General features: G+C 59.4%; 15 protein-coding genes. 8 read left to right on the plus strand and 7 right to left on the minus strand.

The window, feature by feature from the left end; all coding sequences use genetic code 11:
* Window positions 1–4: 4 nt before the first annotated feature.
* Window positions 5–904, plus strand: coding sequence for a DUF5777 family beta-barrel protein (locus tag HSW_RS18075; protein ID WP_044003140.1), 900 nt, complete (start codon window positions 5–7; stop codon window positions 902–904).
* Between the two features lie 161 nt (window positions 905–1,065).
* Here HSW_RS18075 and HSW_RS18080 read toward each other — a convergent pair whose 3' ends face one another.
* The 4 genes from HSW_RS18080 to HSW_RS18095 form a co-directional block, all read right to left on the minus strand.
* Window positions 1,066–1,704 carry a NifU family protein gene (locus HSW_RS18080; protein ID WP_044003141.1) on the minus strand — a complete coding sequence of 213 codons (639 nt, stop codon included), beginning with the start codon at window positions 1,702–1,704 and terminating at the stop codon, window positions 1,066–1,068.
* Between the two features lie 130 nt (window positions 1,705–1,834).
* Window positions 1,835–3,154, minus strand: coding sequence for a Na+/H+ antiporter NhaA (nhaA, locus tag HSW_RS18085; RefSeq protein ID WP_044003142.1), 1,320 nt, complete (start codon window positions 3,152–3,154; stop codon window positions 1,835–1,837).
* Window positions 3,155–3,283: 129 nt separating this feature from the next.
* Window positions 3,284–4,360, minus strand: coding sequence for a chorismate synthase (gene aroC, locus HSW_RS18090; RefSeq protein ID WP_044003143.1), 1,077 nt, complete (start codon window positions 4,358–4,360; stop codon window positions 3,284–3,286).
* Window positions 4,361–4,462: 102 nt separating this feature from the next.
* A complete protein-coding gene (locus HSW_RS18095) occupies window positions 4,463–5,950 on the minus strand; it encodes a BatD family protein (RefSeq protein ID WP_044003144.1) in 1,488 nt (495 codons plus the stop codon).
* Between the two features lie 261 nt (window positions 5,951–6,211).
* Here HSW_RS18095 and HSW_RS18100 point away from each other — a divergent pair, with 261 nt between their 5' ends.
* The 5 genes from HSW_RS18100 (at window position 6,212) to HSW_RS18120 (ending at window position 10,233) form a co-directional block, all read left to right on the plus strand.
* Window positions 6,212–6,955, plus strand: coding sequence for a ferritin-like domain-containing protein (locus HSW_RS18100; protein WP_044003145.1), 744 nt, complete (start codon window positions 6,212–6,214; stop codon window positions 6,953–6,955).
* Between the two features lie 45 nt (window positions 6,956–7,000).
* On the plus strand, window positions 7,001–7,918 hold the full coding sequence (locus HSW_RS18105; protein ID WP_044003146.1) for a ferritin-like domain-containing protein: 918 nt from the start codon (window positions 7,001–7,003) through the stop codon (window positions 7,916–7,918).
* 191 nt (window positions 7,919–8,109) lie between these two features.
* Window positions 8,110–8,829, plus strand: coding sequence for a ferritin-like domain-containing protein (locus HSW_RS18110; protein ID WP_044003147.1), 720 nt, complete (start codon window positions 8,110–8,112; stop codon window positions 8,827–8,829).
* Between the two features lie 22 nt (window positions 8,830–8,851).
* The gene (locus tag HSW_RS23095) at window positions 8,852–9,766 is read left to right on the plus strand and encodes a ferritin-like domain-containing protein (RefSeq protein ID WP_052346594.1); all 915 of its coding nucleotides are present in this window, start codon (window positions 8,852–8,854) and stop codon (window positions 9,764–9,766) included.
* A gap of 269 nt (window positions 9,767–10,035) precedes the next feature.
* Entirely contained in the window at window positions 10,036–10,233 is a 198-nt protein-coding gene (locus HSW_RS18120; protein ID WP_044003148.1) for a hypothetical protein, read from the plus strand.
* A gap of 88 nt (window positions 10,234–10,321) precedes the next feature.
* Here the strand turns inward: HSW_RS18120 and queG are convergent, their stop codons facing one another.
* A complete protein-coding gene (gene queG / locus HSW_RS18125; protein WP_052346595.1) occupies window positions 10,322–11,302 on the minus strand; it encodes a tRNA epoxyqueuosine(34) reductase QueG in 981 nt (326 codons plus the stop codon).
* Window positions 11,303–11,432: 130 nt separating this feature from the next.
* Window positions 11,433–12,476 (minus strand): Holliday junction branch migration DNA helicase RuvB, encoded by a 1,044-nt coding sequence (gene ruvB / locus HSW_RS18130; RefSeq protein ID WP_044003149.1) that lies wholly within the window; start codon window positions 12,474–12,476, stop codon window positions 11,433–11,435.
* Window positions 12,477–12,687: 211 nt separating this feature from the next.
* On the opposite strand from ruvB, the gene HSW_RS18135 reads away from it, so the two are divergent.
* The gene (locus tag HSW_RS18135) at window positions 12,688–13,662 is read left to right on the plus strand and encodes a hypothetical protein (RefSeq protein ID WP_044003150.1); all 975 of its coding nucleotides are present in this window, start codon (window positions 12,688–12,690) and stop codon (window positions 13,660–13,662) included.
* 116 nt (window positions 13,663–13,778) lie between these two features.
* Here the strand turns inward: HSW_RS18135 and HSW_RS18140 are convergent, their stop codons facing one another.
* Window positions 13,779–14,111, minus strand: coding sequence for an HIRAN domain-containing protein (locus tag HSW_RS18140; RefSeq protein WP_081768485.1), 333 nt, complete (start codon window positions 14,109–14,111; stop codon window positions 13,779–13,781).
* A 116-nt stretch (window positions 14,112–14,227) separates the two neighbouring features.
* Here HSW_RS18140 and HSW_RS18145 point away from each other — a divergent pair, with 116 nt between their 5' ends.
* Window positions 14,228–14,689 (plus strand): DUF4268 domain-containing protein, encoded by a 462-nt coding sequence (locus HSW_RS18145; protein WP_044003151.1) that lies wholly within the window; start codon window positions 14,228–14,230, stop codon window positions 14,687–14,689.
* Window positions 14,690–14,747 lie beyond the last annotated feature (58 nt).

Genomic DNA, 14,747 nt, shown 5'->3' on the forward strand with positions numbered 1-14,747 from the left:
GTCTATGCGTCTGCTTTCTACTGTGGGCCTGGGGCTGCTGCTGGCCCTGCTGCTGCGCGTGCCGGCCCGCGCCCAGGACAGCCTGCTGGCCGAATTAAGCCGCCAGCTACCCGATAGTGCCAGCCGGGCCCCGGTGCTGGCCACCTTCAAAGGCACGCGCATCATCAACGGCCACTCGGTGGAAACGCCGGGCAACGGCACGCTGGTGTTCCTAATTTCGCACCGCTTCGGCCGGCTCAACAGCGGGGCCTACAACCTGTTTGGGCTGGACCAGGCCACCATCAGGCTGGGGCTGGAGTATGGCCTCACCGAACGGCTGGCCGTGGGCGTGGGACGCAGCTCGGTGGAAAAAGCCTACGACGGTTTCGTGCAGTACCGTGCTCTGCGGCAGCGGCCGGGCAGTTTGCCCGTGAGCGTGACGCTGCTGGCCGGAGCAGCCATCAACACGCTGCGCTATTCTCCCACCGATGATGGGTTTGAGCACACGTTTCCGCGGCGGCTCACGTACACCTGGCAGGCGCTGGTGGCCCGTAAGTTCAGTCCTTCGCTCTCGGTGCAGTTGGCTCCTACGGTGGTGCACCGCAACCTGGTGCAGGAAAACACCGATCCGCAGGATGTGTACGCCCTGGGCTTTGCGGGCCGGCAGAAGTTCACCAAGCGCATGGCCTTCACCTGGGAGTACTTTTACCGTCTGCCCGGCTCCCGCACCGCCGGCCTGCGCGACGCGCTGGGCGCGGGCATCGACATCGAAACCGGCGGCCACGTGTTCCAGCTGCACGTCACCAACGCCAATACCATGATTGCGCAGCAGTTCATCCCGACTACCAGCGGCCGGTTCTTCAAAGGCGACCTGTACTTCGGCTTCAACGTAGCCCGCAACTTCACCCTGAAACCGGGAATATAACCGCCGGCGCCTGCCCGACATTCCTCGGCTATGCTCGGTATAACGAGCTGACATACTGCACCTGCAAACAGAACGGGCCCCGCCGATTGGCGGGGCCCGTTCTGTTTGCAGGTGCAGTATGTCAGCCACGAAATCTGTGAAATCCGGCTAAATCCATGATATTAGAAGCTGGCCGTAATGCCTTCAGCTACCACTTCCTTCACCTCGGGCACCATGCGCTTGAGCAGGTTTTCGATGCCTGATTTCAGCGTAACCGTGGCCGAAGGGCAGCCCGAGCACGAACCCTGCAGATTCACCGTCACGATGCCTTCGTGGTAGCTTTTGAAGGTGATGTTGCCACCATCCTGCTCCACGGCGGGGCGCACGTAGTTATCGAGCAGGTCGATGATTTTCTGGCTGGTCTGCTGGTCGGCTTCCGACGAGTTGGCCGAGCCGCTGGCGGCAGCCTGCTGCGCGGCTTTCTGCTCGGCGGCGGGGTCCACGGTGAAAATCGGGCCGCTGGCCTCCACGTACGACTTCAGGAAGGTGCGCAACTCGGGAATGAGCTGGGCCCACTGGTGGTCGGTGGTTTTGGTGACGGTCACGAAGTTCTGGGCGATGAACACGCGGCCCACGTAATCGAAGTTGAAAAGCTCCTGGGCCAGCGGCGAGTTGGCCGCGGCTTCCAGGTTGGGATAGTCCACGCTTACGCCATCAGCCAGCAGCTGGGCGTTGAGCACGAACTTCATAGATTCGGGGTTGGGCGAGGCTTCGGCGTAGATAGAAACCGGGCCAGCGGGGGCAGTGAGTTGTTCAGCCATGTTTGAAAGACTTGGAGACAAGCGGGAGAAAGTCGGCCGGATTCGTTCGGCCTGACACGTAAAACCGCGCGGGGCGGCAATAGTTGCAAAGGTAACCAGGAAATAGAGGATGGTGGCAGTCGGGCCCCGGTCAGGTAGCCTCGGGCGCGGCCGGAGCGGTGCGCAGCAGTAAAAAGCCCATGGTGCCCGACAGGAAGGAGGCGCTCAGAATAGCCACCTTGGCCACCGGCTCGCCCACGGAATGCTCGCCCAACGCCAGCAGCGTGATAAACAACGACATGGTGAAGCCAATACCGCCCAACAAGCCGGCGCCCCACAGATGCCGCCACGTAACGCCCGCCGGCAGCGAGGCCCAGCCCAGCCGCACACTCAGCCACGACAGCGCCCCGATGCCCAGCGGCTTGCCCACCACTAGCCCCAGCAAAATGCCCAGCCCCAGCGGCGACAAGAGTTGCCCGAATACGCCGGCATCAATCACCAAACTGGTATTGGCAAAGGCAAACAGCGGGATGATACCAAACGCCACCACCGAGTGCAGGCGCTGCTCCAGCTTCTGAGCCGGCGAGCTGATGGCATCCGACAGGTATTCCAGTTCCTCACTGATGATGCGCGGATTAGCCTCAGCTCCGTGTACCTCGTGCTGCAGCATACTCAACCGGTCATTCAGCATCCGCAGGATATCGGGGCGGGCCTGCCCAATGCGGGCCGGAATGGCCAGGGCCAGCAGCACACCCGCCAGCGTGGCATGAATGCCCGATTGGTGCATGAAGAACCACAACAGCACGCCCAGCGGCAGGTAAAAGGCCAGGCCGCGCGCACCCAGAAAATTCAGGTTCAGCAGCAAGGCCCAGGTGCCCAGCGCCAGCAGCAAGAAGGTCAGGTCGAGGTGGGTGGTGTAGAAGCCGGCAATAACCAGCACCGCCCCCAAGTCATCGACGATGGCTAGGGCCGTGAGGAACACTTTCAGGCCCAACGGCACGCGCGAACCCAGCAGCTGCAGCACGGCCAGCGCAAAGGCAATGTCGGTGGCCATGGGAATGCCCCAGCCGTTTTGGGTAGGCAGGCCGCGGTTCACCAGAAAATACAGCAGCGCCGGCAGCAGCATACCGCCCAGAGCGCCCGCAATCGGCAGGGCCGCCTGCCGCCACTCCGACAACTCGCCCTCTATCACCTCGCGCTTGATTTCCAGCCCCACAATCAGGAAGAATACGCTCATCAGCCCGTCGTTGATCCAGTGCACGAGGCTCATATCGAGCACCACGCCATTGAGTGACAGGCGCAGATGCTTCTCCCAGATGGCGGGAAAGTAAGCCGCCGGCCCCCAGCTGGTGTTGGCCATCAGCAGAGCCAGCGCAGCACTAACCATCAGCATAATGCCCCCAGCAGCTTCGCGGCGGAAGAATTCGGTAAAAGGCCGCACCAGCGGACGCACGAGTTGAGGAACAGCCATAGGCAGGAGCAAAGCGAAAAAGCTTCCGGGGCACCCGAGGGGCCGCCCCGGAAGCGCAGGAAAAAACGGAACCAGCGGCAACTTCGCAGCGGAAGTGGCCGCCGGCCCCTCAAGTATAACAACCGTTGCTTACACCCGGTTGGCGCGGGCGCGCAGCAGCATGTCGGCCAGCACCAAGGCCGTCATGGCATCGACGATGGGTACGGCGCGGGGCAGCACGCAGGGGTCGTGGCGGCCGCGACCGGCCAGGCTGATGGCCTCGCCCTGGTCGTTGATAGTTTGCTGGCTTTGCAGGATGGTGGCTACGGGCTTAAAAGCGACGCGGAAGTAAATATCCTGGCCATTGCTGATGCCACCCTGAATGCCGCCCGAGTGGTTGGTGCGGGTGCGTACCTGCCCGGCCTCATCGGTATAGAAGGCATCATTGTGCTCCGAGCCAAATAACAACACTCCCGAAAAGCCCGAGCCATATTCAAAGCCCTTCACGGCGTTGATGCCCAGCATGGCCCGGCCCAGCTCGGAATGCAGCTTATCGAACACTGGCTCGCCCAGCCCTGCCGGCACCCCGCGTACCACTCCGGTTACGTAGCCGCCCACGGTATCGTGCCGGTCGCGCACTTGTCGGATGAGGTTGGCCATGCGCTCGGCCGTTTCAGGGTGCGGGCAGCGCACCGGGTTGGAATCGATAAGACCCAGATCCAGTTGCTCGTAGCCCACCGGCACGGCCACCGCCCCCACCTGCGACACGTAGCTGCTCACGCGGATGCCGTGCTGGTCGAGCAGCTTCTGGGCCACGGCGCCGGCGGCCACGCGGGCGGCCGTTTCGCGGGCCGAGCTGCGGCCCCCGCCCCGGAAGTCGCGCCGGCCGTACTTCTGGTCGTAGGTGAAGTCGGCGTGCGAGGGGCGGTAGGCGTGCTCGATGTGGGAGTAATCGTGGCTGTGCTGGTCTTGGTTGCGGATGTAGAGGCTGATGGGTGTACCGGTGGTTTCTCCCCGGAAAATACCCGACTGTACCTCTACCTGATCTGCTTCGGAGCGGGGCGTAGTCAGGTCGCTCTGGCCCGGCCGGCGCCGGTCTAGGGCCACCTGAATTTCCTCCGCCGTAATAGCCAATCCCGCCGGGCAACCATCAATAATCACCCCGATACCCGGCCCGTGCGACTCTCCGAAAGTGGTTATGCGAAACAGGGTACCGAAGGTATTCATGCGGAAAACGGATAAATGAGCGAAAACAAGGGAGATGACTGTTCAACCCGCCTTAGCGGCGCAAGTTGGACAGGAAACTCCCCATTTCACAATTTCCCCAGCTTACCTTCTGGCCTGCCACCAGCCTCCGGCCGCTACCAGCAGAAGCACCACTACCACCAGATTCGCGTAGCGGCGAACGTTGCGGTAAGCGTCGCGGGGCCGGAGAGTGGAGTCGGCTTCGGCCAGGGCTTCTTGGTAATAGGGGTCGTCGATCCGGGCCCGAAAGGTGGTGGCCATCTGTTCTTCGCCGCGCACTACCGGCTGCAAACCGGCCCTGAGCGTATCGTAACGACTTGTAGCGGGATTGAAGACCACCAGGCGAAACAGCGTATCCAGAGCTACTGGGCCGGGGCGGCGGGCCACCAGTCGGAACCGGAAGCTTTTGCGCCCGCCCACTCGTCCGTTCTGGCGGGTCAGAGTTTGCTGCACTTCCGGACCGTATACTTCCAGCTCAGGCGTAGTGGGCGGCGCGGTCAGGTTCACCGTGGCCAGGTTCCCTTCGCCTTCGACAGTAAAGGTGTACGCAAACGTGCGACCGGTCCGAAAGGTAGTACGGTCAATGGCCTCCTTTACTTCATAAGCCCCCACGGGCACTTGGTCCTGCTTAGGATGCGCGGGCAGCGACACTACAGGCACCACGCGCGCCGCTGAGCGGTAGGTTTTGTAGCCTTCCAGCCGGTTATCGAGGCCAGAGGCGGGCTTTTTAGCCACTTTGTACTTGAGCATCTGCAGCTCTACCGCCGGAAATGTAAGGGGCTGTGCGTTTAAGGGGTACAGTTCCGCTTCCCAGAGGCGGTAGCGGAGAAACGGTTTGCCGCCCACCGTTACGTTTTCGGGCAGCACTTCCTGCTCATTAAAGCTTTCCTCCCACACGGTACGCTGCCGCAGCTGGCGGATAATGCCGGGCAGTTGCCCGGCAAAGTTGTAAAAGTTGAGAACGGCCTGGTCCTGAGGCGTGAGGTAGAAATACAGGCCAACGTGCAGCCCTTCCCCCACAAATACCCGTTGCTTATCGGGCACGATGGCCAGAAACGCCTGATCCTGCGGCTCTACGTATTCCTGCGGCTTGGGCTTTCCAAACAGCTGATCCAGCAGTCCAATGCCCTGCAACGCCCCGCCGGGTGGCACTACCGCCACCTGTTGCGGCCCTACCTTCAGCACTGCGCCTTCCGACGCTGCCGTAAAGCCGTTAATTTTCATGCTGAATGGCTTTAGCACGTAGCTCCCTTCCGTAAAGGCCGCGTACCGCTGCGTGATGGTCAGCTCCGCGGAAGTCTGCCCGTTTACGATGCGCGTGGTAGTGGTGCTGGATTTTCCGCTCTTCTTAAACCCTTCTATATCAGGAAAAGCCGAATAACGTTCCAAAGGTGCGCCCCGCAGCCGAAAGCTGATAGTGTAGTACTCATTCAGAGGAAATGCCGTTGGCCCCAGCACCAGATCGGCACTGGGCGCAGGTGCCTGAGCGGCAGCGGTGTGCACCTGCGCGAATAGCATCAGGGAAAAGAAAAGCAGAAACAGGCGCATGGCCATAGGCAGCAGTGAGTGCATCAAAGCTATGCAAAAAGCCCTACCAGCCTATACTACGGCAGCTTTGCCATTTGGCCTAAGCAATAAGCTTCAACTATTTACGAAGTTACACTTACAAGATTATGGCTTTCCCAAATCCATAGCTGATAGGCCCGCGTAATTCTCTTCAAAACCACCTGACCCTTTAAGTTTCCCGGCATTTATGGGATTTTTTAAATAACTGCTTTACGGCGGGTGGCTTTGTATTGCCTTCACTTTTCTTCACCCAACCCACTTCCTGCCATGTCCAACATTCAGCACAACGGTAGCGACGAAGCGGAATTCGCTAAGCCGCTGTATACGCCCATCAAACGGCGCTCTTTCTTTATGTACGCCGGCGCCACGGCTGGTGCAACAGCTCTGCTGCTCTCCAGCTGCGACGATGACGACGATGATAACAACACCGTAGGCATGGTAGATGTGGGTTCCGGCGACCCCGGCGTTTTGAACTACGCCTATGCTCTGGAGCAACTGGAAGCTGCTTTTTACACTACCCTGCGTACTGGCACTTATTACACTGGTTTGGCTGCTGGCAGTGCTGAAAAATCAGCCCTCGATGATCTGTACTACCACGAGGTAATTCACCGGGAGCTGTTTAAGACTGCTCTGGGTTCGGGTGCCATCAAAGGTCTGGAGGTAGATTTCTCCAATATTGACTTTAATGCCCGTACATCGGCTTCAGGCTCCAGCAAGCTGGGCGTGCTGGACGCCGCTAAAGCATTCGAGGACTTGGGAGTAGCCGCTTACAACGGTGCCGGTAAATATATTACCAGCGCCGATTACCTGACGCTGGCCGGCAAAATTGTTTCGGTAGAAGCTCGCCATGCTGCGCTTATCCGCGACCTTATTTCGAACGGTACGTTCGTGGGCAGCGACGTAATTGATGGCAGTGCCCTGGAAAGATCCAAGGAGCCGTCGGTAGTAGTTGCTACGGCCAACACTTTCCTGAAGGATGGCTCGAAACTCAACGTTTCGAACATCAAGTAGTCAGCCGTCCTGGCTTCACCCAACCTCTAATTTCCGACAGTTCTCATGGATATTCTCAAACTCATTTCCGACATCTCGAAGGTAGATCCGGAAGTTTATGACCGCCTCGATTCCCGCCGCCGCGTATTCAAGAGCCTTGGTGGTGTGGGCAAAACAGTTGCCGCTGCTGCTGTGCCCGGCTTCCTCAGCTCAATGTTCTCTAAGGCTTACGGCCAGACCGGTGCTTTACCCCAGGGCATTGCCGATATTCTGAACTTCGCCCTGAAACTGGAGTATCTGGAGTATTATTTCTACAGAAAAGCGGTGGCAACCAGCGGGCTTATTCCTGCCGGCCCAGGTCTCACGGCGCTTACCCAGATCCGCGATGATGAGCAGAAGCACGTAGCCGCTCTGCGCGGTGTACTGGGCAGCCAGGCCATTGCTGAAATTCCGGAGTCGGCATTCGACTTCACCGGTTCGAAAGGCGGAACGCGGGCTCCTTTGTTTGCCGACGTATACTCGAACTACCAGACCCTGCTGGCCGTAGCCCAGTCGCTGGAAGACACCGGTGTACGTGCCTACAAAGGTGGTGCCGCCGGCCTGATGGCCAATGACACCATCCTGACTGCAGCCCTCAACATTCACTCCGTGGAAGCCCGTCATGCCTCGCACCTGCGCACTATGCGCCGCGGCGGCCCAACGGTAGCCGGTGCCGGCACCGGTGCTTCGCCCAAGAGCTGGATTTCGGGTACCGATGGCGGTGGTGCTGCTCCGGCAGCAACTGCTCCTATCTATGGTGCCGGTAACCCGGCTGCCAGCTTCCCGGCTGAAAGCAACGTTACGCAGGGCGGTGTAAACCTCCAGACTGCTCTGGCTTCGTTCAACTTCCCGGCGGCAGCTTTCTCCGAAGCTTTCGACGAGCCGCTGGATTCTGCTACCGTAACAGCTATTGCGTTGAACTTCGTAGTAGGCAACACGCTGTAAGAAAACAGTTCACTGCACAAAAAAGGCACGACCCACTATGGGTTGTGCCTTTTTTTGTGCCGCCACCGGGCACGCAACCATTCGCAGCCGGCGTTACTCCTGTCATTGGTGCATCCCGGTTCTTCGGAGTACCTTTGTTATTCGGGAATTGCGGCCTGCGGTAGGCTGCCCCCCACTGAGTTTCCCTACGCATGTCCGACTCTGTATCGACTTCTTTTCTGGGGCGCACTCTACGCCGCCGTTCTTTCCTTCGCGTAGCCGGTGCTACTGCCGCCTCCTCAGCCTTAGTACTGGCCGGCTGCGGCGACGATACGCCCACGCCTGTCACCAACGTGGTAAGCATCACGTTTGCCAACAACGACATCGGCCTGTTGAATTACGCCTATCTGCTGGAGCAGATTGAAGCCGCCTTTTACCAGAAAGTGGTTGACAGCTTTCCTTCCGACTTTACGGCCGAGGACAAAGCAGCTTTCATTGATCTACGCGACCATGAGGTGATTCACCGGGAGTTTTTGCGCTATGCGCTGAACAGCAATCCGTATGATATCAACTACTCCACGCCGCTGGTTTTCAACTTTTCCTCCTTCACGCTTACTACCCGAGCAGGTGTATATGCTGCTGCCCGGACGCTGGAAGACGTGGGAGTAGCTGCCTACAACGGTGCCGGCAAGCTCCTGACTGACCCGGCTTACCTGAAATTGCTGGCCAAGCTGGCTTCGGTAGAAGCGCGGCACGCGGCTTTCGTACGGGAGCAGGCGCAGCCCGGTTCCTTCGCCGCTTCCGATGTCATTACAGCTACTGGTCCTCTAGCTGGCCTTGACACAGTAAAAACGCCGGCCGAAGTAGCCGTTCTTATTGCTCCCTTCGTACCGCTGCCGCTGGTTACGGACGGACTCATGCTCCTCTCCTAAGCCGCGCTCTGTCCTTTTTCCTATGGATTTCCTGAACCTACTGGCCCGGCTGGCCACCCTCGATACTGAAGCTCCCGCTACGGCTGCGCCGCGCCGTGCCGCCTTGTCCCGCCTCGGGCAAGCGGGCACAGCCCTGCTCCCGGCCCTGCTGGCCGCCCTTCCGGCTCCGGCCCTGGCTGGTACCCAAGAAACGCGCACCCGCCTAGACGTTCTGAAGCTGGCGCTGAAGCTGGAGCTGCTCGAAAACGAATTTTACTCCCGCGCCCTGGGTCTTACTCCCGGTGGCCCGGCTAATCCGGCAGCTTTCTTTGCCACCACTGCCAACCAGGCAGCCATCCAGACCATCCAGAGCCACGAGGCCCAACATGTTGCGCTGTTTACACGGCTGATTACGGACGCGGGCAGCCCTCTGGATGCCGTGCCGAATTTTGACTTCACCGGCAGCAAAAACGGCACTCAGGCCGCTCTGTACCCCGATGTGTACACCAATCTTGACACATTTCTGAAAGTGGCTCAGCTGCTGGAGGATGCGGGCGTACGGGCCTACAAAGGCCAGGCAGAGTTTACCCAGACCGATAATTACACGCTGGAAGCTGCCCTCCGTACCCATTCCACCGAAGCCCGGCATGCGGCCCACATCCGGACGATGCGACGGCAACGTGGGGCCAACGTGAAAAGTTGGGTTAGCCCTTCCGATACTCCTATCACCACTGCCGGCACTGTGCCCGATGCTGTGTACAGCAGCGAGTCGAACACAACGCAGTACATCGTACGGAACAGCGTCATCACCAAGGTGCCCTTCGATTCTACCTTGCCTATTAACGTTGGTACGCCGCCGCTGAGTGCCGCTGCCATACTGACCAAAGTGGCCGAAGCTTTTGATGAGCCCGTGGAAGCTGCCACTGCCGAAACCCTGCTACAATTGTTCACGTATTAGTAACCTCTATAAAACGCCTAGGAAACACTTCCTGACGAGCTTTGCAATGAAAAAAGGAGCGCACCTCACGCTCCTTTTTTCGTGACTACCTGCATAAAATAGCGGCATTCAGACCGTCATATCTTGTATTTGACACATGTTTTTTTGTATCTTTCAACAAAGAGGCGCTAAAATCTCTAGTGCGCACTAGCCTTTTTTCACTGCTCTCGTACAAGTGCCTGCCCACCTTTCCTGCTCTGTTTAACCCACAATGAAAACCAACTTCACCCATGCTTGAGTATGCAAAAACCATCCTGCTTAAAGTAAGCTTCGACCGTATCCTCTTCGAGAAGGAACTCCGCAAAGCTCTGCGTACCCTAGTACCCGCCGAGCTAAGCGAGTTGAAAGCTTGGTGCTACCAGCAGTTTTCTAAGCTATACCGCCGCATTCTAAACCGCGTGTTTACCCAGTCCACAGTAGTAGCGTAACCTTTCTTTCCCCCCCACCGGAGCCGTGCGCCGCTCGCCAACTTGGCGGGCCTGCGCACGGCTCCGGTGTTTTTGGCCGACCCGGCATTTACATGCGGGGTTCATTGGAGGAAGGTAGCACCGGACCGGTAGGTGCCTCTTCGCCCAGCACAAACCGGATGTTGCGCTGCAGGCCCGCGTAGCCCGTGCGCTTCACCGCCGACTGCCGGAACAGCTCCGAAAACAGCTCGTGGGTGATTTCCCGCCAGTCGCCGCGCGTGAGATCCTTCAGGGCCGGGTGGGCCGTGAACTGCGGCTCCTGGTGAGGCTTCGAGAAGCGGTTCCAGGGGCACACATCTTGGCAGATGTCGCAGCCGAACACCCAGTTACCGAATTTACCATCCACTTCGCGCGGAATCTGGTCTTTCAACTCGATAGTGAAGTAGCTGATGCACCTGCTGCCGTCCACCACGTAGGGCTCGGTGATGGCCTGGGTGGGGCAGGCGTCCACGCACTTGGTGCAGGTGCCGCAGTAGTCTTTAATGGGGCCGTCGTAATCCAGTTCCACGTCCACAATCAGCTCGGCAATGAAGAAGAAGCTGCCGGTGCCAGGCCGGATCAGGTTGGTATTCTTGCCCATCCAGCCCAGGCCGCTCTTCTGGGCCCAGGCCTTGTCCATCACCGGGGCCGAATCCACGAAGCAGCGGCCACCCACCTCCCCTATCTCCTGCTGCATATCGTGCAGGAGGGTTTTGAGCTTATCCTTGATGACGAAATGGTAGTCGCGGCCGTAGGCATACTTGCTGACTTTGAGCGTATCCTCGGGCTGCTGCTGCTCCTCAGGCGGGTAATAGTTCAGCAGCAGCGAAATGACTGACTTGGCCCCGTCCACCAGCAGGCGCGGGTCGAGGCGCTTATCAAAGTGGTTGGCCATGTAGGCCATCTGCCCGTGCATGTTGCGGTTCAGCCAGTTTTCCAGCCGCGGCGCTTCCTCCTCCAGAAACCCGGCCTTGCTAATACCGCAGTACATAAACCCCAACTCCGCCGCCCGGCGTTTGATAAAAGCGGTGTAATGGGCAGTGGGAAGCATGGTAGTTGAATAGACGAACGACAAAAATACGTCATCCTGAGCACAGCGAAGGACCTTAGCCACGTTGAACGAAATCGTGCAAACGGGCAAGGTCCTTCGCTGTGCTCAGGATGACAATCGAAATCTTTACCTAAAACAACTCTCCTGTGGCCGTGTTCCCGCGCAGGTGCTGGGGCATGGGGCGACCGAGGTGCTGGTAGGCAAGTTCGGTGGCTTCGCGGCCGCGGCTGGTGCGCTTGATGAAGCCTTCCTGGATGAGGAAGGGCTCGTACACCTCCTCAATGGTTTCGGCCTCGTCGCCGCAGGCGGTGGCAATGGTGCTCAGGCCCACGGGTCCGCCCTTGAACTTGTCGATGATGGTGCTCAGGATGCGGATGTCCATCTCATCGAGGCCGTTCTGGTCCACGTCGAGGGCGTTGAGGGCAAACTCGGCAATTTCGCGGGTGATGGTGCCGGTGCCTTTGATCTGGGCGAAGTCGCGGGTGCGGCGCAGCAGGTTGTTAGCAATGCGCGGGGTACCACGCGAGCGGCGCGCAATTTCAAAGGCCGCGTCTTCGTAAATCGGCGTGCCCAGAATATCGGCCGAGCGCTGCACGATGCTGGTGAGCAGCTTGGAATCGTAGTACTCCAGGCGGGAACTGATGCCGAAGCGGGCCCGCAACGGCGAGGTAAGCATGCCCGAGCGGGTGGTGGCCCCGATGAGCGTGAACGGCGACAAGGAAATCTGCACCGACCGCGCATTCGGACCCGAATCGAGCATAATGTCGATGCGGTAGTCCTCCATGGCCGAGTACAGATACTCCTCCACCACCGGATTGAGGCGGTGAATCTCGTCGATGAAGAGCACGTCGTTGGGCTCCAGGTTGGTGAGCAGGCCAGCTAGGTCGGAAGGCTTATCGAGCACCGGGCCGCTGGTCATCTTGATACCCGATTCCAGCTCGTTGGCAATGATGTGCGAGAGAGTGGTTTTGCCCAGGCCGGGAGGCCCGTGCAGCAGCACGTGGTCGAGGGCTTCGCCGCGGTGCTTAGCGGCGGCCACGAATACCTTCAGGTTTTCCACCACCTTGCCCTGGCCAGCAAAATCATCAAAGGAAAGCGGCCGCAGGGCCTTGTCAATGTCCTTTTCGGAGGCGTCCATATGGTCGTTTCCCCCGGTCATATACGGTTCGCGCATCAGCGTAAAAGTAGGTCAGCGTGTCGAAAGATAACACTTCCGGCCGGGGCTTGGTGCCTTCATTAGCAAAAATACTAGCCAGAATACATATTACTAATTATTTTAGTATACAAGATTATGGTATTCCCATCTGGCTACTCTGAACGGGCGGCTATCGGGCCCACTGATTTCAGACGGAGCCGTACCTTGTCGCTTTACTCTTTCTTTGCGTATGCCTTCTGCTGCTTCCTGGCTCGATGCTTTGCCCACCGATTTTTATGACCAGCTGGCTCACAGCCTGAGCCTGCACGGCATGGCCGCCGCTGAGTTGATAAGCCGGCCCGAAACGCCGGTTTTAGCCCGTTTACGCAGCCTGAGCGGCTTGGATACCATCACGGTACAACGCCTCAATGCCATCGGGAGTCACGCGCAGCTGCTGGCCGTGCTGCAACACGAGCCGCTGCCGCTGTACCATGTGCTGCTGCTGGGCCGTCTCACGCTGGAAACTACGCTGGCGGAGCCGGTGCTGGCGTATGTACAGCGCAGCATGAGCATTTCGGTGGAACAGTTGCAGCAGCTGCTCACGTATTGCCTGGATTTGAGCGGGGCCTTTTTGCAGCAACTGGAAGAGCACCTATCTGCACCGGCCGGCACGATTTCGCTGGGCCTTCACCGCATGCAGGTGGAAGAAGTATTTGCGGAGCTACTGACGCAACTGCCCGCTGCCGCCGCGCCGGCTGCCAACCTGCGACTGTCCGAGCCTCAACTCCAGATGCTGCGACTGGCTCTGCTGCTGGTCCACAGCCTCCCGCCAGATACCGACCACGCGTTTCTGCGGGCCGTGCACGCGCTGCCCAACCTGCGGGCCGCTGCGCTGGAGCCACTCATCGAGCATCTGGGCCGCGTGCGGGTGCAGGAACCACTCACCCTCACTATGCCCGAACTCGTGCAGCTCTACCAGGGTATGCAGGTATGCGGTATGGTGTTCGTGTCAGATGTGATGAGCCGGATCGGGCTGGAAGACGCGTTTCCGGTCCTCACGGAAACCGAAGCTGCCACCACGGAGGCCGCGCCCGTGAGCAACCGCCAGGCCGTGGGCGAGATGGTGAGCGGTTTCACCCACTGGGTGCAGCACACCTTCCCCGATTCGTCCGAAATTCAGCAGGCCCGCCAGGAAATCATGGCCCTGGCCGACACGCTGGGGTAAGTGGTGAAATAGTGAAAGGTGAAGTTGTGAGATGGTGAAGTCGTGGGAAGGCCGCAGCACGCCCCAGCCGGCATAACCTTACAATTTCACCATTCACTACTCCACCTTTCACCACTTCACCGCGCCATCAGCACTTCAATTTCCAGGTGCAGCCATTCCTCTTCCCATGCTTTGTGGGTGAGGCGGGCGGAGATAGGGTAACCGGCGTCGAGCATGCGGGCGACGGTTTCGTTGTGGCCTTCGGGTAGGTAGCCGAGCCAGAAGGCATCGGGGCCGGTAGTGAGCACACGCACGGCCCAGTCGTCGTAGGAGCTGTCGGCTTCACGTTGAAGGGCCAGAGCCGTACCGGGCTGCAGCTGGGGCTCGAAAGCACGTAAGCCCTGGCGGTGGGAGGTGCCGGCCACGAGGCATTCCAGCAGAATCAACGGTTCGGAAGAGGGAGCAGACATAGGAAAGCAGTTGGGTTTCGACCGTAAATTACACGTTGCGGCGGGTTTACACCTACCCTTAGTACCGACCAGCCACAGAAACCGCCGTACCGGGCAAGCCGTAACTTTGCCCCACGATGTACAGCAAAACCGAAATAACCCAGCTCCGCCAGGCTTTCTGGACTACGTTTGGCCAGTATATGCAGCCCGTACCCTCAGCCGATGGTGGCCCGATCAACTGGATTAACTACAAAACCGGCCTTAAGCACGTGTATTTCCGCCTGCAGGCCGACAACCGCCACGCCACCATCGGCATCGAGCTGACCCACCCCGACGCCGGGCTGCGGGAGCTGTTCTTCGAGCAGTTCCGGGAGGTGCGCCCGCTGCTGGAAGAAGCCACCGAGGAAACCTGGACCTGGGAGGCCTATGCCCTCGATGCCAACGGCCAGCCCCTAAGCCGCATTTATCAGGAACTCCGCCCCATCAACCTGTTCGACCGAGAGCAGTGGCCCCAGCTGATTTCCTTCTTCAAGCCCCGCCTAATGGCCTTGGATGCGTTCTGGAGTACCGGCCAGTACGCGTTTGACGAGTTGCGGTAGTGCTGCCGGCCAGCAGCAAGCCACAGGATATAAATCCGGCGCGGCATTTGCGGATGCA

The sequence above is a fragment of the Hymenobacter swuensis DY53 genome, from assembly GCF_000576555.1.
Lineage (GTDB): Bacteria > Bacteroidota > Bacteroidia > Cytophagales > Hymenobacteraceae > Hymenobacter > Hymenobacter swuensis.

Bases quoted from the DNA above. Each gene is read 5' to 3' on its own strand.
- ruvB (WP_044003149.1), bottom strand. From the start codon at position 12,476: ATGCGCGAACCGTATATGACCGGGGGAAACGACCATATGGACGCCTCC.
- HSW_RS18120 (WP_044003148.1), top strand. From the start codon at position 10,036: ATGCTTGAGTATGCAAAAACCATCCTGCTTAAAGTAAGCTTCGACCGT.
- nhaA (WP_044003142.1), bottom strand. From the start codon at position 3,154: ATGGCTGTTCCTCAACTCGTGCGTCCGCTGGTGCGGCCTTTTACCGAA.
- HSW_RS18145 (WP_044003151.1), top strand. From the start codon at position 14,228: ATGTACAGCAAAACCGAAATAACCCAGCTCCGCCAGGCTTTCTGGACT.
- HSW_RS18100 (WP_044003145.1), top strand. From the start codon at position 6,212: ATGTCCAACATTCAGCACAACGGTAGCGACGAAGCGGAATTCGCTAAG.
- HSW_RS18080 (WP_044003141.1), bottom strand. From the start codon at position 1,704: ATGGCTGAACAACTCACTGCCCCCGCTGGCCCGGTTTCTATCTACGCC.
- queG (WP_052346595.1), bottom strand. From the start codon at position 11,302: ATGCTTCCCACTGCCCATTACACCGCTTTTATCAAACGCCGGGCGGCG.
- HSW_RS18135 (WP_044003150.1), top strand. From the start codon at position 12,688: ATGCCTTCTGCTGCTTCCTGGCTCGATGCTTTGCCCACCGATTTTTAT.
- HSW_RS18075 (WP_044003140.1), top strand. From the start codon at position 5: ATGCGTCTGCTTTCTACTGTGGGCCTGGGGCTGCTGCTGGCCCTGCTG.
- HSW_RS23095 (WP_052346594.1), top strand. From the start codon at position 8,852: ATGGATTTCCTGAACCTACTGGCCCGGCTGGCCACCCTCGATACTGAA.
- aroC (WP_044003143.1), bottom strand. From the start codon at position 4,360: ATGAATACCTTCGGTACCCTGTTTCGCATAACCACTTTCGGAGAGTCG.
- HSW_RS18095 (WP_044003144.1), bottom strand. From the start codon at position 5,950: ATGCACTCACTGCTGCCTATGGCCATGCGCCTGTTTCTGCTTTTCTTT.
- HSW_RS18140 (WP_081768485.1), bottom strand. From the start codon at position 14,111: ATGTCTGCTCCCTCTTCCGAACCGTTGATTCTGCTGGAATGCCTCGTG.
- HSW_RS18105 (WP_044003146.1), top strand. From the start codon at position 7,001: ATGGATATTCTCAAACTCATTTCCGACATCTCGAAGGTAGATCCGGAA.
- HSW_RS18110 (WP_044003147.1), top strand. From the start codon at position 8,110: ATGTCCGACTCTGTATCGACTTCTTTTCTGGGGCGCACTCTACGCCGC.